Annotated in this window: 13 protein-coding genes; 8 read left to right on the forward strand and 5 right to left on the reverse strand. The window is 68.2% G+C overall.

Features of this window, described 5'->3' with window-relative positions; genetic code table 11:
* The first annotated feature begins 90 nt into the window (after positions 1-90).
* The gene (locus tag RN729_RS01035) at positions 91-1659 is read left to right on the forward strand and encodes a D-aminoacylase (protein WP_310781711.1); all 1569 of its coding nucleotides are present in this window, start codon (positions 91-93) and stop codon (positions 1657-1659) included.
* 46 nt (positions 1660-1705) lie between these two features.
* On the opposite strand, the gene queF is transcribed toward RN729_RS01035, so the two are convergent.
* The 3 genes from queF to RN729_RS01050 are packed head-to-tail and all read right to left on the reverse strand — an operon-like array spanning position 1706 to position 4475.
* Positions 1706-2110 carry a preQ(1) synthase gene (queF, locus tag RN729_RS01040; RefSeq protein ID WP_310781713.1) on the reverse strand — a complete coding sequence of 135 codons (405 nt, stop codon included), beginning with the start codon at positions 2108-2110 and terminating at the stop codon, positions 1706-1708.
* The gene (locus tag RN729_RS01045; RefSeq protein ID WP_310781715.1) at positions 2107-3351 is read right to left on the reverse strand and encodes a dicarboxylate/amino acid:cation symporter; all 1245 of its coding nucleotides are present in this window, start codon (positions 3349-3351) and stop codon (positions 2107-2109) included. The genes queF and RN729_RS01045 overlap by 4 nt, the downstream gene beginning before the upstream one ends.
* Complete coding sequence (locus tag RN729_RS01050; protein WP_310781717.1) at positions 3348-4475, reverse strand: hypothetical protein; 1128 nt, start codon at positions 4473-4475, stop codon at positions 3348-3350. Before RN729_RS01050 ends, RN729_RS01045 begins: the two co-directional genes overlap by 4 nt.
* Before the next feature lie 121 nt (positions 4476-4596).
* Here RN729_RS01050 and RN729_RS01055 point away from each other — a divergent pair, with 121 nt between their 5' ends.
* The gene (locus tag RN729_RS01055) at positions 4597-5952 is read left to right on the forward strand and encodes a sodium-dependent transporter (RefSeq protein ID WP_310781719.1); all 1356 of its coding nucleotides are present in this window, start codon (positions 4597-4599) and stop codon (positions 5950-5952) included.
* A 25-nt stretch (positions 5953-5977) separates the two neighbouring features.
* On the opposite strand, the gene RN729_RS01060 is transcribed toward RN729_RS01055, so the two are convergent.
* The gene (locus RN729_RS01060; protein WP_310781721.1) at positions 5978-7285 is read right to left on the reverse strand and encodes a TolC family protein; all 1308 of its coding nucleotides are present in this window, start codon (positions 7283-7285) and stop codon (positions 5978-5980) included.
* A gap of 133 nt (positions 7286-7418) precedes the next feature.
* Here RN729_RS01060 and RN729_RS01065 point away from each other — a divergent pair, with 133 nt between their 5' ends.
* From RN729_RS01065 to RN729_RS01075, 3 genes are all read left to right on the forward strand, one after another.
* Positions 7419-8525, forward strand: coding sequence for a carboxypeptidase regulatory-like domain-containing protein (locus tag RN729_RS01065; RefSeq protein WP_310781722.1), 1107 nt, complete (start codon positions 7419-7421; stop codon positions 8523-8525).
* A 145-nt stretch (positions 8526-8670) separates the two neighbouring features.
* On the forward strand, positions 8671-11085 hold the full coding sequence (locus RN729_RS01070) for a molybdopterin cofactor-binding domain-containing protein (RefSeq protein WP_310781724.1): 2415 nt from the start codon (positions 8671-8673) through the stop codon (positions 11083-11085).
* Positions 11086-11107: 22 nt separating this feature from the next.
* Positions 11108-11527 (forward strand): secondary thiamine-phosphate synthase enzyme YjbQ, encoded by a 420-nt coding sequence (locus RN729_RS01075; protein ID WP_310781726.1) that lies wholly within the window; start codon positions 11108-11110, stop codon positions 11525-11527.
* 4 nt (positions 11528-11531) lie between these two features.
* On the opposite strand, the gene RN729_RS01080 is transcribed toward RN729_RS01075, so the two are convergent.
* Positions 11532-12716 (reverse strand): Fic family protein, encoded by a 1185-nt coding sequence (locus RN729_RS01080; protein ID WP_310781728.1) that lies wholly within the window; start codon positions 12714-12716, stop codon positions 11532-11534.
* Positions 12717-12836: 120 nt separating this feature from the next.
* Here RN729_RS01080 and RN729_RS01085 point away from each other — a divergent pair, with 120 nt between their 5' ends.
* From RN729_RS01085 to RN729_RS01095, 3 genes are all read left to right on the forward strand, one after another.
* Positions 12837-14366 carry a leishmanolysin-related zinc metalloendopeptidase gene (locus RN729_RS01085; RefSeq protein WP_310781730.1) on the forward strand — a complete coding sequence of 510 codons (1530 nt, stop codon included), beginning with the start codon at positions 12837-12839 and terminating at the stop codon, positions 14364-14366.
* A 78-nt stretch (positions 14367-14444) separates the two neighbouring features.
* Positions 14445-15665, forward strand: coding sequence for an efflux RND transporter periplasmic adaptor subunit (locus tag RN729_RS01090; RefSeq protein ID WP_310781732.1), 1221 nt, complete (start codon positions 14445-14447; stop codon positions 15663-15665).
* A complete protein-coding gene (locus RN729_RS01095; RefSeq protein WP_310781733.1) occupies positions 15662-18868 on the forward strand; it encodes an efflux RND transporter permease subunit in 3207 nt (1068 codons plus the stop codon). The genes RN729_RS01090 and RN729_RS01095 overlap by 4 nt, the downstream gene beginning before the upstream one ends.
* The last annotated feature ends 14 nt before the right edge of the window (positions 18869-18882 follow it).

Raw genomic sequence — 18882 nt, forward strand, 5'->3', positions numbered from 1 at the left:
GTTCTCCCTCTATTGGAACCTGCCGGAACGGGCCTACCCTTGAGGGGCCGCACCGGCTTCATCGTCACGGAAACATGAAAGTAACGCGATATGTCTGAAGGAACGAAACGCCCCCGCGGCGGCGGGCGCAGCCTCCACCTCCTTTCGGCGCTGATCCTTGGAGTCGCCGGAGGCGCCGGCGCTCCGGAACGGGCCGCCGCGCAGGCGGCCACGGGTGTGACGGAAGAACCGGCCACAGTCCTCTTCACGAACGCGACGCTCGTCGACGGGATGGGCGCACCCGGCTATGTCGGCGACCTGCTCATCGACGGGGGACGCATTGCGGCACTCGGCGCCCCGGGCTCCGTCGAGGCCCCGCCCGATGCGGAACGGCGCGACCTCACGGGCCTCGTCCTCGCTCCGGGCTTCATCGACATCCACAACCACTCCACGGACCGCCTGTTCAACTTCCCGCTGGCCACGACCCAACTCGCGCAGGGCATCACGACGATCGTCGTCGGGGCCGACGGCTCCTCTCCGTGGCCGATCTCGGACTACCTGGCGCGCATCGACGAACTCCGTCCCACGGTGGACGTCGCGACGCTCGTCGGACACGGGACCGTGCGCAGACTCGCGCTGGGGGAGAACTACCGGCGCAGCGCGACGGACGCCGAGATCGCGGACATGACGGTGCGCGTCGAGCGCGGGATGACCGACGGCGCGTTCGGCCTTTCGAGCGGACTCGAATACGACCCCGGCTTCTACTCCACGACGGGCGAGCTGATCGCGGTGGCGCGGGCGGCGGCGGGCCACGGCGGCTTCTACATGACCCACATGCGCGACGAGGAAGAAGGGCTGATGGAGGCCGTGGACGAGGCGATCCGCATCGGGCGCGAGGCGGGGCTTCCGGTGCAGATCTCGCACATCAAGGCGGGGAACGCCTCGGTCTGGGGACGCGCTCCGGACGTGCTTGAGCGGATCCGGCGGGCGAACGACGAGGGGCTGGACGTGACGGCGGACCAGTACCCGTACGCGGCGTGGCAGTCCGGACTCGCGATCGTGGTGCGTTCGAGGATGTTCTCGAACCCCGACTCCGTGGCGAAGGGGATCGCGGCGGCCGGCGGCGCGAACCGGCTGCAGATCGTCGCCTTCTGGGACGAACCCGAACTGAACGGGCTGCGGCTCGACGAGATCGCCCGGCGCCGGGGGATGACGGACGTCGAGGCGTACATATGGATCATGGAGAACGGGGGCTCCGGGCTCATCGGCCACACGATGAACGAGGACGACGTCGATACGTTCATGGCCTCGCCGTGGGTGATGACGTCGAGCGACGGCGGGGTGCGGAGCGCGCACCCGCGCGGCGCCGGGACTTTCCCGCGCGTGCTGGGCCACTACGTGCGGGAACGCGGCATCCTGACGCTGGAGCGGGCGGTGCAGCGCGGCACCTCGATGCCGGCGCGGCGGCTGAAGCTGAACGACCGCGGAGTGCTGCGCGCCGGGGCCCGGGCGGACCTCGTGATCTTCGACCCCGTGCGCGTGGTGGACCGGTCGACCTTCGACAACGGGACCCGGCAGGCGGAGGGCGTCGAGAGCGTGTGGCTCGGCGGCGTGGAGACCTGGTCCGCCGGGGAGCCGACCGGCGCCCGCCCCGGCCGCGCCATCCGCCGCGCGCCCTGACCGGGCATTCGGACGCGCGCGTCGCCTGTGGGGCGGGGTGGGAGCCTCAGTCGGCGGCCGCCTCCCCGCGCTCGGCGGTCGCGACGATCTCGATGCCGCCACGGACGTTCTGCTCAACCTCGACGCGCACCCGGCGCGGCGCCACGGCGTAGACCACGTCGTCGGCGATCCGGGCCGCGAGCGTCTCGCAAAACTCCCCCTCGTCGCGGAAGGACCACAGGTAGAACTTGAGCGCCTTCGACTCCAGGCAGCGGTCGCGCGGCTCGTAGTCGATCGTCACCCGCCCGAAGTCCGGCTGTCCCGTCTTCGGGCACAGCGATGTGAACTCCAGCGCCCGCAGTCGGACGCGCTGGACGTCGGCCGCCGGGATCGCCTCCGCGCGCAGCGTCTCGCGTCCCTCCTCCGGGTCCCGGGGCCGCGGCAGGGGACCGGACGCGGGGAGCCTCGTCATCCGTCCTCCGTCCCTCCGGTCATCTCTTCATCCGCCTCTTCATCGTTGCGCGTCATCGCATCGACGGTCGTGGCGGCGGCCATGTGGCCGATGACGTTCGTCGCCGAGCGGAAGACGTCGGGCACGCGGTCGATCCCGAGCAGGATCCCGAGTCCGGCCAGGGGGACGCCCACCACATCGAGCGCCGGCACCATCGACACGATGCTCGCGCTCGGCACCGGCGCCACCGTCATCGCTGCGAGGAAGATCGCGAGGACCGCCGCGGCGATGAGCCCCGCATCGAGCGGGACCCCGTACATGGCGGCGAGGAAGACCAGCGAAGCGCTCTGGAAGAGGGCGCTCCCCGGCCGGTTGATCGAGGCCCCGAGCGGGAGGATCAGGGTGTAGCGGTCTCGCCGGAGCCCCAGCTTCTCCGCCTCCTGCAGCATCATGGGCAGCGTACCCACCGACGTCGTCGTGGTGAAGCCGACGGTGTACGTACCCACCGTGCCGCGGATGAATCGCCCCGCCCGCATGCCGCCGACGAAGCGGACCATGGGCAGCAGGACGAGACCCTTGAGGATGAAGAGACCGACGACGACCGCGAGGATGAAGACGGCGAGGTTCTGGAGCAGCGCGAGCCCCGTGCGCGCGACCACCGGCGCGGCGAGGCCGAACACGCCCACCGGGGCCGTCCACAGAACCCAGTTCATGAGCTTGATGAGGGCGTCGCCCGCCGACTCCGCGAATCCGGTGAGCAACTCCCGCTTCTCACGCGGCAGTGTCGTCGTGGCCGCCGCGAGAAGGACGATGAAGATGAGGATCGAGAGCAGCGATCCGTCCGCCGCCGCCTGCACCGGGTTCCTCGGCACGAGGTTCACGAGGAAGTCGATCACGCCCGGGTTCGCTGTGTTCAGCTCCGTCGTCGGGGTCGGGGGCGGCACCGGCGCCGTGAAGCTGAGCGCGAACCCCATCACGCCCATTCCGATGAGGATCGCCGGCAGCGTCGTGATCCAGAAAAAGCCGACGGAGAGGCCGCCGATGCGCCCCAGCTTGCGGAGGCTCCCGATCCGCCCCACGCCGACGAACACGACCGCGGCGACGAGCGGAATCACGACCATCTGAATCGCGCGCAGGAAGACCTGTCCGAGCGGCGCCACGGCCTCTGCCGCGCGCAGGAGCGCCGGAGATCCGGTGACGGAGGCGGCGACCCCGAGCCCCAGTCCAAGTGCGAGACCGATGAGAATGGCGCGAGTGTTCACGTCCCTTCACCCCCTCCGGATGTCCCGGCGTTCCCAGTTCCTCGCCGCTTCCGGAACGCGAGCCACGCGCCGACCGTGAGCACGGGCAGGACGTAGTAGACGATGAAGCCCCAGGTGATCGTCCCGTAGCCCTGACGGATGAGGTCGATGAGGCCGAGAGGGGTGAGGGACAGCGCGATCCCGAGGAAGACCGCCGCGACCACCGGCCTCGCCCAGCTCGGCATCCCGGCGCCCCGCTCACCCCGCGTGACGGCGAGCCGCTCGTTCACCGCGTGGATCATCCCGGTGCCGGTCTCGATCAGGGTGCCGAAGAGGATGACCTGGTAGGCGATCTGGAACGTCCTCGACCCGAGCGCCTCGAGGATGAAGTTCGAGGGGACGGTCGCGTCGATGATCGCGGGGTAGTGCGGCACCATCGCGAGGTAGAAGAAGAACGCCGGCAGCATCCCGATGACGCCGGCCAGCAGGCCGGCCCACACGGCCTGGATCCGGGTCTGGATGTGGCGCACGGTGAAGAGCGCGACGGCGGCCGCGGAGAGGTTGTAGCCTCCGTACTGGACCCCCTTCACGAGCCAGTCGCCGTTGGGACCGCTGGCGGTGAAGCTCGGGCCCAGCGTGGACCCGAAGCGCACCAGCGACCACACGACGAGCGCCACGAACACGGCGTAGAGCGCGAACGACCAGCCGGCGAAGAAGCGCTCGATCGCGACGCTCCCGTAGAAGAGAAGCAGCGCGACCGCCCCCAGCGCCACGATCACGCCCAGCGCATACGGAAGGCCGAAGGTCTCGTCCACGATCGAGCCCGCCGCCGCCCCGATGACGGCGAGCACGAGGAGCGTGAGCAGTACGTACGTGACCTCGAACAGGACCCAGGACGGCCCGAGCAGACGCTTGAAAAAGTTGCGGTATTCGTAGCTGCGGAACTGCCGCGCGAGTTCGAACGTGACGGCGCACACCGCGCTCCAGATCGCGGTCGAGAGGGCCATGGCCCAGAGGCCCGGCGTGGGGCCGATGGAGAGGAAGAACTCGACGTTCTCCCGCCCCGTGCCGTATCCGCCGGCGATCACGGCCGATTGGAAGACGAGCCCCGGCAGCAGATAGCGGCGGAACCAGGGAGCTTTCACGCTGGCGTCCCTTTCTCTCGGCCGGTCCCTGCCCCAAGGTTTCGCCCGTCAGCGAGGGGCGAGTGGACCCGGGCGCCGGGTGCCGGCGGCCACTTGCGACCCGCCAAGCTAGAGAACAGCGATGGAACGAGACAGACGCGAGACGTTCGGCTCCCGCTTCGGGCTCGTGGCCACGATGATCGGCGTCGCCGTCGGGCTGGGGAACGTCTGGCGCTTCCCGTACATGGTCGGCGAGTTCGGCGGGGCTCCCTTCGTGGCCTTCTACGTTCTGGCCGTGGTGCTGATCGGAGTTCCCGCGCTCATGGCGGAGTGGACGCTGGGCCGGCATACCCGCCGCGGCCCGGTCGGCGCGTTCGAGTCGGGAGGTCTCCCCTTCGGCCGCGCCCTCGGCTGGATCTTCTTCGTCGGCGTCACCGCCGCCACCGGCTACTACTCGAACGCGCTCGGCTGGGTGCTGTACCACGCCTTGGCCGGGCTGCTCTCCGGCGTCGGGGTCGAGATCGACGCCGCCGCGATCCTGCCCCCGGACGAGGGGTTCTCCCTTCGCTCCTTCCTGCTGCAGTGCGCCTGCACCGGGGCCGTCCTCCTCACCTGCGCCGCGGTGCTGCGCCGCGGGCTGCGGCGCGGGATCGAGAAAGCGAGCCGCTTCATCGTTCCGGCGCTCCTTGCGGGGCTCGTGATCCTCATCGCCCGCTCTCTGACGCTGCCGGGGGCCGGCGAGGGTCTCCGCTGGTACCTCGGCGCCTTCGATCCCGGCGCGCTCACGCCGCCGGTCATGCTGGGCGCCTTGGGTCAGGCGATCTTCAGCCTCTCGCTGGGCGGCACCTTCATGGTCGTGTACGGCTCCTACCTGAACCGCGACGACCCCCTGCGCGGCAACGCCGTCTTCACCGCGGGCGGCGACCTTTGCGCCGGACTCATGGCGGGGCTCGCCATCTTCCCCGCCGTGTTCGCGTTCGGACTTGAACCGGCGAGCGGCCCCGGCCTCCTCTTCGTCACGCTGCCCGAGGTGTTCGGACGGATCCCTGCCGGGGCCGTGTTCGGGACGCTCTTCTTCCTGGCCCTGTTCGGCGGCGCTTACCTGTCGGATGTGGCGGCGCTGGAGGTGCTGGTGGCCGGGGTCACCGACAACACCGGAATCGGCCGCTCGCGCGCCGTCACCCTGACGACCGTGGTCGTGTTCGCGTTCGCGCTACCGCCGATGATCAACATGAACGTGTTCACGCCGTGGGATCTGACCTTCGGATCGGGCTTCCAGACGCTCGGCGCGCTGCTCTCGGTCGTCGCCGTGGGATGGGCTCTGGACCGCTCTGAAGTACTGCGGCAACTGGCGGCGGGCGAGGATCGGCGCGCGAAGCGGGGCGTGCCGGCGATCTGGCTCTACTACTGGCTCCGCTTCGTGATCCCCGCCGCGATCCTCGCCGTCGGTGCCTGGTGGCTCCTCACCGACGTGCTCGGCGTCTTCGCGGGGTCGTGAGTCCCTGCGGGCGACGGAGCCCGGTTCAACGTTCGTCCTCCGGAGCCCGTCCCATGGCACGCAGGAGGTCCCAGTAGTCGACCCACGCCGCGGATCGCATGGAGAGGGCGCTGAGCCGCGCGCTCCGGAAGGCGTTCGCCGCGTCGAGCAACTCCAGGAGCGACATCTCGTTCTCTCCGTACGCCGCCGTCGCCGAGGCGAGCAGCGCCTCGGCATCCGCCAGCAGGCCATCGGCCGCCGTTTCGAGACGGCCTCGACTGGAGGCGTACCGGTCCGCGGTCATCAGGAGATCGTTCTCGGCCAGCCGTCTCCGGAGGTCGAGGCGATGGGCGGCCGCGGCGCTCCGGGCGTCGGCTGCCTGCCGGTCCCCCCCTCCGCGATCGAACAGCGGCAGCGGGAGATCGAGACCCAGGCTGAGGCCCTGGAATCCGCCCTCCTGCCGTCGATATCCCATACTGACGGTCGGATCGGGCATCCAGCCGGACTTCGCAACGGCGAGTTCGGCCTGCGCGGCGTCCAGATCCCGGGCCGCGGCCTCGAGGTCCGGCCGCTCGAGCAGCGCGCCGAGCGCGGCTTCCCGAGTCACCGCGGGCGGCAGCCCTTCCAGCCCCGCGGACGGTCCGACCTCCTCGATTCCCGTCCCGGGAAAGGTCAGCGCGGCGAGGCGCCTGCGGGCGTCGCGAGACCGGAGTTCGGCCTCCGCCACACCCTGCTCCGCCTGCACCCGTTCCAGTCGCAGCCGCCGCGTTTCGTAGGCGGAGATGTCTCCCTCCTCCAGGCGGATCTCCGCATCCTCGGCGACCTCCTGGATCACCGCCACGGTCTGCCGCGCCGTGAGTTCCGCCGCTTCCGCAAACCACGCGAGCGCCCAGGCTTCGCGAACCTCGAAGGCGAGCCGGGTCGAGTCGCTGCGGAAACGGGCGGTGCTCGCTTCGATCGTGCGGGCGGCGGCCCGGTAGCGGGCGGCGGTGCGGCCGGGCCATTCGAGGGGCTGAGAGAGGAGCAGATTCTCCTCCCAGTACTCGTCGCCATTCCGGTCGAGGTCGTCGCGCCTGGCCGAGAGCGACGGGTTGAACCAGGCGCGGGACTGGCGCGCGGCTCCCGCGATCTCGGCGGCCTCGGAGCGTGAGATCCTCAGAGCGAGGCTGTTCGCGGCGAACGCCTCGAGGGCTGCCGCGAGCGAGACTCGGTGTACGGCTTCCTGACCGAGCGTCGGGCCCGGCAGAAGGAGAAGGGCGCCAAGCCCCAGAAGCGTGATGTAGCGGATATTCAGTTCCTCGTTGCGATAGCCCGGATCCGGTCCAACCTCACCAATCGCCGCGCCGCACAGCAAGTGCCCCCGACGTGACGAGTGACCCCGCCCGTCGGTCCGCCGTCAGTCTATCATGCAGCCGCATCAGAAGCCGGTCAGCGGCACGCGGTCTTCCGTGGGGAAACTCGTTCACGGTCGCTTTTCGGAGGTCGCCATGAATCAACGGAGGGAACGCTCCCGCTGCCTCGTCACGGCGCCGATGCGCGCCGGGACGCTACGGATCGGTGTCCTGCTCGGCGCGCTCCAGTTCACGGTGGGTGCCGGCGGGCTGGCGGGACAGGAGGCGGGAGACTGCGGTGCCCATCTTTCCCTCGGGGTCGCCGTCGTGGACGAGTCCGGCTCGATCCCGATCCCGTTCGCAACGGTGCGCCTGACGTCGGAAGACGAGGGTGCGCTGGACGGGCCGTTGCGAGGTCAGGCCGGATCCGACGGGCGACTCGTGTTCTGCGTCCCCGCGGGCGTCCGTCACGCGACGCTGCGGGCGGAGTTCGGGGATGCCTCCAGCGACGAAACCGAAATCAATATCGGGCTCGCGGCAACGCAGGATGTGGTCCTCAGACTCCGCGTCGCTTCGGTCGAGAACGGGCGTCTGCTGGGCACTGTGACGGACGCGCTCAGCAACGCCCGGGTGGCCGCGGCCGCGGTGTCCCTCCGGGGCCGTTCGCAGGAAGTTCAGACGAACCGGCAGGGCGGATTCATCCTCAGCGACGTGCCGGTAGGCGTGTACGAGCTGTCCGTGCGGCACCTCGGGTACGCCCCGTTGCGCCACATGGTCAATGTGGCCCGCGGCGCCACCACGGAAGTCCAGATCGGCCTCGTCCCGGCTCCGCTCGAGATGGAACCGCTCGTGGCAACGGCCGTGCGCCTGCGCCGACTGGAGATCAAGGGCTTCTACGAGCGGAAACGCTGGGGCGAACTTCTCGGACTCGGCGCCTTTTTCACCGTGGCCGACATCGAGCGTCGCAACCCCCGGATCATATCCGACATGATCATGGAGGAAGCGTCGATCCGACGCGTCTGCGGTATGGGTTCGCGCACCTGCAGGCTATACACGACGCGGCTGACCACCGGTTTCGGCTCGCGTTGCCTCATGCAGATCTACCTCGATGGCATTCTCATCAGCGAGGAAGGCGCGGCCGACACGTGGGTGTCACCCGTCGAAATCGCAGGCGTCGAGGTGTACAAGGGTCCGGCATCGCTGCCGGCCGAGTTCAGTGGACCCAATTCACGGTGCGGCGTAGTCGCGATCTGGACGAAATAGGCCTGCGGGCGGCGTCAGCAGCCCGTGGCCTCCCGCAGTTCGGAGAGAGGTCACGCCCCGGTGAAGGCGCCCGCGCACCTGTCGAGCACGTCGGCGTTCGTCCGCAGCCGATGCCCGGTTCGCCGGCCGGACGTAGATTGAACGCATGCACCCGCACGAACTGACGCCCGCACAGCGCGCGGCCGCCGAAGCCCCGGACGGGCTCCCGGGGCTCGCCGACGCCGAGTTCACGGCGCTCGGCCGCCGCGCGCGCCGCGTCGAAGGGCTCCGCAAGTCGACCGGCCGCGAGATCTACACGGACGACATCGTCCTGCCGGGGATGCTGCACGGGAAGATCCTCCGCTCCACGGAGGCCCACGCCCGGATCGTGTCCATCGACACGGCCGAAGCCGAGGCCCTCGAGGGTGTGTACGGAGTCATCACCGGGCAGGACCTGCCGACGCCGTACGGGATCATCCCGTGGACCCGCGACGAGCACGCGCTCTGCGTCGACAAGGTGCGCTTCATCGGCGACGCGGTCGCGGCGGTGGCCGCGGTCGACGAGGACACGGCGAACGCGGCGCTCGAGCGGATTCACGTCGAGTACGCGCCGCTTCCCGTCTATCTTTCGCCCGAGGAGTCGCTGGCGTCCGAAGCCGCCGCGGAGCCCATCCACGCGCCGCGCAAGCCGGGGGCGAACGGCAACGTCCTCAAGCACGTCCACCTCGAGTTCGGGGACGTGGACGCGCAGATGGCGGAGTCGGATGTCGCCATCGAGGGGGAGTACTTCTTCCACGGGACGACGCACACGCCGATCGAACCCCACTGCGCGATCTCCCGACTCAACCCGGATGGCGTGCTCGAGGTGTGGTCCTCCACGCAGGTCCCGCACTATCTGCAGCGGGAGCTCGCGCGGGTGCTCGACCACGACGTGGCGAAGGTGCGGGTCGCGCAGCCGGCCGTGGGCGGGGCCTTCGGCGGCAAGTCCGAGCCGTTCGATCTCGAGTTCTGCGTGGCGCTCCTCGCGATGCGGACCGGCCGTCCGGTGAAGATCCTCTACACGCGTGAAGAACTCTTCTACTCGCACCGCGGCCGTCACCCCATGCGCATGAAGTACCGGCTCGGCGCCTCGCGCGGCGGGAAGCTCAGGGCGCTCGACGCGCGCACGATCCTGGACGGCGGCGCCTACGCCTCGTTCGGCCTCGTAACCACGTACTACTCGGGGCAGCTCCTCACCGCGCCTTGCCATATCGAGTCCTACCGTTTCGACTCGACGCGCGTGTACACGAACGTCGCCCCGTGCGGCCCCAAGCGCGGCCACGGCTCCGTACAGCCGCGCTTCGCGTACGAGATCTCGCTCGACAAGCTGGCCGGGAGGCTCGGCCTCGACCCGTTCGAACTCCGCCGCCGCAACTTCATGGGCACGGGTCGGACGGTGAACGAGTTCAAGGTCCGGTCGAACGGTTTCCTGGAGTGCCTGGAGGCGGTCGAGCGTGCCAGCGACTGGAAGACGCGGTACCGGCGGCTGCCGACAGGTCGCGGCCTCGGGATGGCCGCCTCCTCCTACATCTCCGGCACGAACTACCCCATCTATCCGAACGAGATGCCCCAGGCTGCGGTGCAGGTGCAGATCGAGCGCTCCGGCCGGGTGGCGATCCTGCACGGCGCGTCGGAGATCGGGCAGGGTTCCGACTCCACCATGGCCTACATCGCCTGTGAGGAACTCGGCGTCCCGCTCGAGTACGTGCGCGTCTTCTCCGCCGACACGGACCTCACGCCGGTGGACTTGGGGGCCTACTCCTCGCGCGAGACCGTGATGGTGGGAAACGCCTGCCTCGAGGCCTGCCGCGCGCTGCGAGGGCAGGTGACGGAGGCGGTCGGGGAGGTCTGGGGCGTTGCGGCCGGCCGGGTGCGTCTGGCGCGCGGCTGGGCCTTCGACAGCGACACCCCCGAGGACGCCGACCGCCGCCTCCCCATCTCGGAGGCGTTCAACATCGCCGAAGCGAAGTTCGGCCTGTTGGGCGCCGTGGGTTCCTACGACACGCCGAAGGATGTCCACGGCGACTACCGGGGCGGCACGATCGGATCGTCGCCGGCCTATTCCTTCACCGCGCACGTGGCCGAAGTCGAGGTCGACGAGGACACGGGGGTCGTCGACGTGAAGAACATCTGGGTGGCGCACGACTGCGGCCGCGCGCTCAACCCGGTGCTTGTCGAAGGCCAGATCGAGGGCTCCGCCTACATGGGATTCGCGGAGGCGATCTTCGAGGAACAGCTCTTCCGCGAGGGGGAGGTGGAGGGCGGCCTGCACACGTCGCCATCGCTCCTCGACTACCGGATCCCCACCTCGATGGACTGCCCGGAGTTCGAGGCCCTCATCGTCGAGTCGGTGGATCCGGAAGGCCCCTACGGGGCGAAGGAGGCGGGGGAAGGGCCGCTGCACCCGTCGCTCCCCGCGATCGCGAACGCGATATACGACGCGGTGGGAGTGAGGATCGACGAACTTCCCTTCACGCCGCAGCGCGTATGGAGGGCCTTGCGCGCGCACGCCGCCGCCGCGAGCCGCGAGGACGTGGCCTGAACTCCTCCTGCGTCCCGCCGGAATGAAGCAGTTCGTCCGACAACTCGGCGTCGAGACGCGAGGGAAGGGCCTGTATGAGATCACCCGCCCCGTCCTCGAGTGGACGGCCGGGCTCGAGATCGAGACGGGGATGCTCACCGTCTACATCCGCCACACGTCGGCGTCGCTGACGATCCAGGAGAACGCGGACCCGGACGTCCTCCACGACCTCTCGAACTTCTTCGCCCGGCTCGTTCCGGAAGGTGACCGCCGCTACCGGCACACGATGGAAGGGCCCGATGACATGCCGGCGCACATCCGGTCGGCCCTGACCCAGACGCACCTGGCCATCCCGGTGCTCGACGGGGCGCCGGCCCTGGGAACCTGGCAGGGGATCTTCCTCTTCGAGCACCGCAGCCGTCCGCACCGCCGTACGGCGGTCCTCCACGTCACCGGCGCATAGCGGTCTACTTGGAGCCGTATTTTCCGATGGCCTCGAAGTCGAGGTCCACCACGAATTCGCCCGAATCCGCGTCGCGCTCGAAGATGATGAAACCGAGTTCGGCAAGCCTCGTGAGTTCCCGGAAGAACGTTCGTGAAGTTACGGCGCGATAAACGGTGTCGACGAAGGGTGAATCGATCAGCGCGTCGAGCGAGAGTCGCCGAGAGGGGCTCTCCGAAAAGGGATCGGCCGGCTCCGTTTCCTCAAGGAGGAAACCCAGGAGGCCATGCTCCCGCTCGTTGATGAGACGGCGACGCTTGCTCACTCGCTTGTCGCGCGCCCAAGTCAACGTTTGCCGGTAGACCAGGCGGTTCAGCTTCGAGTTGATGAAGGAGTTGATTCCGCGCAGCTCGGCGTCGAAGCCACGCAACCCGAACTCCACGAAGCGCGTGACGTCGACCGGTTGCACCCTGCGGCATTCCTGCTGGCGCCTTTTGTAGAGGTCTCCGTTGCGGTAGAAATAGTTCGAGAGCCCGTAGAAACCGTGGACGTTGTATCCCCCTTCAAAGAGGATGGCTGCCTCGACCAGCCTCGACACGCGGCCGTTTCCGTCTCCGAACGGATGGATGGTCACCAGGAAGAAGTGGGCGAGCAGCGCTCGGACCACCGGATGCTCGTTCCGTACGCGCCGAGAGTTGACGAAGACGACGAAGTCGTCCAGCAACTGCGGGAGCTCCTCGTGAGGTGCTCCCAGGTGGACTCCTCCCAAATCCGGCGTACCCACCTGCACGCCGTATGCTCGCAGCCGGCCGGGTACGTTGTTTCCTTCATCGGAGCCCCTGGTGAGCAATTCATGCATTCGGAGGATGTCCGCCACCGCCAGCGGTGCCTCGCCGGGTCCGAACCGTTCGCGAACCCAGTTCTGGGCGGCATCGGCATTCTCGATCTGTCGAGATTCCCTAGTTGTGGCGCTGGCTTCGGTTTCACGATCCAGCAGTTCGCGCACCTGCGCTTCCGACAGCGGGTTGCCCTCGAGGGCGGTCGTGCCACGGATCGTCCTGATGCGATTCAATCGGTCGAGCTGGTCCCTCCAATCCGGGGGCAGCAGAAGTTTCTCGACGGCCTTCCGACTCGCCTCGATTTCGATGAGAAGGCTAGTCAGGCCGGGGCCGTCGAGGCGGTATTCGAAGCTGAACGTCTGCCAATCCATATCTTACGACACCTTTTATGACACCTTGTGTGACACCTTGTTTGACAGGTATGTAACATCCATAAACTCTAATGATGATAGGCATATCCGACCTTCAGATCAATGGATAGCATTCCTTACGTGACAGCTTGTACGACGGTGTTCACGACCGAATCGGCGCACGCCCGAAAGGTTGTATTCGGGATATGCGCGGTTCTGCTCGCCGTGGGGATCGCGGCGTGCGGGGACGGGAGCACGGACCTTCCTCTGACGCACGCTCCGAGGGCCGTCGGCGCGCTTCCCGACCTCGAACTTCCCGTGGGTGAGACGGCGCTGGTGGAGGTGACGGGCCTCTTCAGCGATGCGGACGGGGATGTGCTTTCCTATGAGGTTCGGTCTTCGGCCCCCGACGTGGTCGCGGCGGAGGTGTCGGGCGGCACCGTGCGGCTGGTCGCCCTGGCGCGCGGGATGGCTACGGTGACCGTCACGGCGCGCGATCCCCAAGGCCGGGCCGTCGCCCTCCGGTTCGAGGTCACCGTACCGAACGTGGCGCCGGTAACGATTGGCGCGATCCCCGATGTCGAACTTCGGGTCGGAAGTGCGGAGCTGCTCGCCGTATCGGGCTTCTTCTCCGATCCGGACGGCGACGCGCTACGCTACGAAGCCACGTCGTCGCAGCCGGACGTGGCCGGGATCGACGTCTCGGCGGACACCGTCACGGTAACCGCCCTCGCGGCGGGAACGTCGACGGTGACCGTCGCGGCGCGCGACCCTGGCGGGCTGGGCGCCGAACTGTCGTTCGCCGTGGAGGTCCGACCGGGCCGCAGGTTCGACATCGAGGTCCGCTTCGACACCACGGCTGCCGAGCCGTGGCGGGCCCCGGTCCTCGCGGCGGCGGAACTGTGGATGTCGGTGCTGGCCGATACGGAACTGCTCGAGGTTGCGGTCGACGACCGCATTGAATGTTACGGCGCGAGCACGGCGGAGCCGGTCGGCACCATCGATGACCTGATGGTTCTCGTCGAGTTCCGGGAGATCGACGGTCCGGGCCGCACGCTCGCCCAGGCCGGCGTGTGCCGCCTGCGCGAAGGGTCAATGCTGCCGGTCGCGAGCGTGGCGTTCTTCGATGTGGCGGACATCGACCGGCTCATCGACTCCGGCGACGCGGTGGAACTCGCGGTTCACGAGATCGCGCACGCGCTCGGATTCGGCCTGCTGTGGCGCCCTCTCGGTCTCCTCCGGGATCCCTCCCTGGGCGTGGGAGCGATCGACGCGCATTTCGTGGGTCCCGGGGCCATCGCCGCCTTCGACGCGGCGGGCGGCACGGACTACACGGGCGGGGCGAAGGTCCCCGTCGAGAACCGCGGCGGAGCCGGGAGCGCGAACCTCCATTGGCGGGGCTCCGTCCTCCGGGGGGAACTCATGAGGCCGCTCAACAGGATCGGAGTCCGGGAGGCCCTCAGCGCGGTCACGATCCGGTCGCTGGCCGACCTGGGTTACGCAGTCGACGCGAGCCAGGCGGAGCCGTACACGCTCCCCGGCGTTGGCGCCGCGGACGAGAAACCCGGCCGCGTGGTCGACCTGGGCGACGATGTCCTCAGGGGGCCGGTGCAGGTCGTCGATTCGGCCGGCCGCGTCGTGCGCGTGCTCCGCGACCGTTCGCCGGAGTAGGTTCCGTCCCGTTGACCGAACAAACCGCGGATTCCTATGCTCAAGCTGGCGCTCCTCGACTCCATGGGATAAGGCACAATGCTGCGCAGATTGCTGTTCGGATCCAGTCTCAGGATCATCGCCGTGATCATCGTCGGTACGATTGCGGTCGCGGCACTAATGCTCTCGCTCGCCCCCGAACCGGAGAGCCAGGAGCCGCCCCCCCAGATCCCGTTTGCGCAAACGGCCGGCGTTGTGGCCGGATCGGGCGCGATACCCGTGTTCGGATCCGGCACCGTGCGGCCAAGCGAGGAGATCGATGTCGCACCCCAGGTGGGCGGCAAGGTCGTCTGGGTCAATCCGCGGTTCCAGAGCGGAGGGCGCGTCGAGGCGGGCCAGACGCTCTTCCGCATCGAAGAAGCCGACTACGCGTACCGCGTACAGGTAGCGGAAGCGAACGTCGCGGCAAGCCGCGTCGCCTTCCTCGAGGAACAGGAACGGGCGAAGATCGCCAGCGCCCAGTATGAACTGTACTCGGAGCGGCGCGAGACGGGCCCCCCGCCGTCGGAGGCGAGTCCGCTCACATTGAGGGAGCCTCAGCTGGAAGCGGCCAGCGCCGCGCTGAGCCGGGACGAAGCCCGGCTTGAGGAGGCGAGGCTTGCGCTCTCCAGGACCCAGGTCACCGCGCCGTTCGATGGCTTCGTGCGCGAGGAGTCCGTCGATGCGGGGCAGGTCGTGAACCCCGGGCAGCCCGTCGGACGCCTCTTCGCTTCGGAGGCGGTGGAGGTCGTCGTTCCCCTCTCCGACGCCGACGCCGCCCTGGTCCCCGGATTGTGGGGGCTCGAGGCAGGCGACGGAGCACGGGACGTAGCGGCCCGTGTGATCGCCCACTACGGGGAGGTGATGTACGCCTGGGAGGGTTACGTGGATCGGGGTGAGAGTTCCGTTGACGCGCAGACACGCACCATCGACGTGATCGTGCGCGTGCCGGACCCGTTCGACCCAAGCGCGCGGGCGGGCCCGTCCGCCGCGGTCGGGAGCGATCCTCCGTTGCTGGTCGGCAAGTTCGTGGAGGTGGAGATCGAGGGACTCTCACCGGAGGACTACTTCCGGATCCCGCGAGCGGCGCTGCAACCTGGCAACGAAATCTGGACGGTTGACCGCGACGGCGTCGTGAACATCGTTCCGGTTCAGGTGCTGCAACGCGCCAACGATGCAGTGTTCGTCACCGGTGCCCTGCGAGGCGGCCAGTCGGTAGTCACCGGTGGACTTCAGTTCGCCACCGAAGGGATGCGCGTCCAGACCGACCCGGCGCGATGAATCCCGACGCGGGTCCCGAACCGGACGACCGCCGCGAGCGGTCCGGCCCGCTCGCCTACATGGCCAGCAACGGCATCGCGGCCAATCTCCTGATGATGGGCATCGTTGCGGCCGGACTCGTGGCCCTGACCGGCCTCGAGCGAGAAGCCTGGCCCATCACCCCCTTCTACCACATCGAAGTCTCGATGGCCTATCCCGGCGCCACGCCGGAGGAGATCGAGGAGTCGATCATCGTCAAGATCGAGGACCAGGTCAGCGGGCTCGATGACGTGAGGGCTGTCAAGTCCCTGGCGGCTCCGGGCATTGCCTCCGTGCGGATCCAGATGGATTCCCGCACGGACATGGCTCGGGCCCTGGACGACATCGAATCCGCCGTCAATCGTGTCCAGTCCTTCCCGGCCGGAGCCGAACGTCCGCGTTTCCAGGAGATGGACAACCGCTTCAGCATGATGCGGCTCATCGTCCACGGCGACGTCTCCGAGCGCTCGCTGAAGGAACTGGCGCATCGGATCGAGGACGACCTTGCCGCGCTACCCTCCGTCTCCCAGGTCGAGGTCAGCGGGGTCCGGAACTACGAGATCTCCATCGAGGTATCGCTTCACCGGCTCAGAGCCCTGGGACTCTCTCTCACCGACGTTGCCGGGGCGATCCGCCGCAGTTCGCTCGACCTGTCGGCCGGAAGCATCGACACGCGGGAATCCCAGGTTCGAGTGCGGACCCTCGGGCAGAACTACGACCAGCAGGACTTCGAGGAAATCGTCCTTCTCAGCGGCCGCGACGGCACGGTCGTGCGCCTCGGCGACATTGCCGAGGTCCGCGACGGGTTCCAGGAGGCAGACCTGATCGTCCGCCATCAGGACCAGCCCGCCGTATTCGTCGAGGTTTACCGGGCCGGTGGCGAGCAGGTGATGGATGTGGCCACGACCGTCCGTCGGCACCTGGCGAACGAGGTGATCCCGGCCTTGCCGGACAGCGTGGGCATCACCCTGTGGAACGACGAGTCCCAGGCCTACGAGGAGCGCGCCGATCTTCTTCTGAAGAACGGATTTCTGGGTTTGTTGCTGGTGTTGGTCGCACTGAGCCTGTTTCTACAGGTTCGGCTTGCCCTGTGGGTCGCCGTGGGCCTCGCCGTTTCGGGTGTAGGCGCCCTCGCCGCCATGATGGCGTTCGACGTGGCGATCAACACCATCAGCCTCTTCTCCTTTGTCCTCGCCATTGGGATCGTCGTTGACGACGCCATCGTTGTGGCCGAGCACATTCAACACGAACGCAATCAGGGAACCCCCGGGGTCGCGGCCGCGATCCGCGGCGTCCGGCGGATCAAGGTGCCGTTGACGTTCGCCGTCCTCACCTCGGTGGTGGCTTTCGTCCCGTTGTTGTTCATCCCGGGCGGTGTCGGTGACGTGTGGCGGGCCCTGCCGATCATCATGATCGCCATGCTGCTGTTTTCGCTGGTGGAATCGCTGTTCGTCCTGCCGAACCACCTGTCCCACCTGCCCGGTCCGGAATGGGTGCCGGGCAATGCCTTCGACCGATTCTTCTCGCGACTCCAGAGTCGTGTCGACGCCCAATTGCAGCGGTTCATCCAGGGGCCCTTGGACCGGGCACTGCGGTTTGCCACGGCCCGGCCCGGGGTGACGATGACGGGGGCCGTTGCAATGCTCGTGCTGAGCATTTCCCTGTTGCCCGCGGGAATCGTCCCCACCACGCTGGCCGACGACGTGGAGGGCGATATCGTGACGGTCGTGTTGGAGATGCCCGATGGGGCCACCGCTCCGAGAACGTACGAGGTCGCCCGGGAGCTGGAGGCCGCGGGCCACCGGGTCATCGAACAACTCTCTCGAAGCCGGCCCGCGGACGCGCCGCCGCTGCTAACCGGCGTCACCGTGACCGTCGGACTGGGATCGAGAATCGAGGGCGGACTCAACCCGCAGCCCACCCTCAATCCGCAGGCCAATATCGCCACCATCGAGTTCAAGCTCCTCGGTGCGCAGCAGAGACGGATCTCCACCGGAGAAGTCGTGCAGGCGTGGCGCGAGGAGGTGGGTGTGCTGCCCTACGTCCGCGGCATCACCTTCAGCGGCGAGATCTTCACCCTGGGGAACCCGGTCGAGGTCGTACTGTCGCACCCGGACCCGGAGCGGCTCGCCGGGATCGCCGGCTCGGTGGTCGACGGACTCCGCAGCGTGAGAGGCGTCTACGACATACGGTCGGATCACGCCCCGGGGATCCCGGAAGTTCAGCTGGAGTTGCGGCCCGAGGCGCGGACCCTCGGTCTCACCGTGCAGGAGTTGGCGGGACAGGCGAGGGCCGCGTTCTTCGGCGCGGAAGCCGTCCGGGTGCAGCGCGGCCGGGAAGAGGTACGAGTCTATGTTCGGCTGCCCGCGGAAGAACGAAACTCGATTACCGATATCGAAGGCTACCTGCTCCGTACGCCGGGCGGGGACGAGGTGCCGATGGTCAGTGTGGCGTCGCTGGTCCCGGGCGTTTCGCCATCGGCCCTCCGGCGCAGGGACGGCCAGCGCGTCGTCACCGTCACCGCCGATGTGGACGCCTCGGTGATCTCAGGCGACGAAGCCAACGAGATCCTGGCCGGTTCGATCCTCGCGGACCTGGCCGCGGCGTACCCGGGCCTCACATACACGTTCGGGGGCGAGCAGCAGCAGCAGCTGGAGTCGATCGACGCGCTGTACCGCGGCTTCGCGGTCGCTCTGATCCTGATTTTCGCGCTCCTCGCCATCCCCCTCCGTTCATATACCAAGCCGTTCATCATCATGGCCGTCATCCCCTTCGGGTTCATCGGCGTGATCCTGGGCCACTGGATCCTGGGAGTAGCTCTGAGCGCCGTCTCCTTCATGGGGATCTTCGGTCTGAGCGGCGTGGTGGTGAACGATTCCCTGGTCATGATCGACTTCATCGATCAGAAACTCCGGGAGGGCGTCCCGCCGCGAACCGCGATCATGGAGGGGGCAAAAGGGCGTTTTCGTCCGATCATGCTCACTTCCCTGACCACGTTCCTCGGCTTCACCCCCCTGATCCTGGAGCGCGCCATCCAGGCCCAATTCCTGATTCCGTTTGCCGCGTCACTCGGTTGCGGCATTCTCTTCATCACGGCCATACTCATGATGGTAGTTCCGGCGCTATGCACGTTGCATCTGCGCTTGATGCCGTCGCGGCGTCCTTCGATTCCGAACGCCGCGTAGTGCACGTCGACCGC

Origin of the sequence: Candidatus Palauibacter polyketidifaciens, from assembly GCF_947581785.1 — a bacterium.
GTDB lineage: Bacteria > Gemmatimonadota > Gemmatimonadetes > Palauibacterales > Palauibacteraceae > Palauibacter > Palauibacter polyketidifaciens.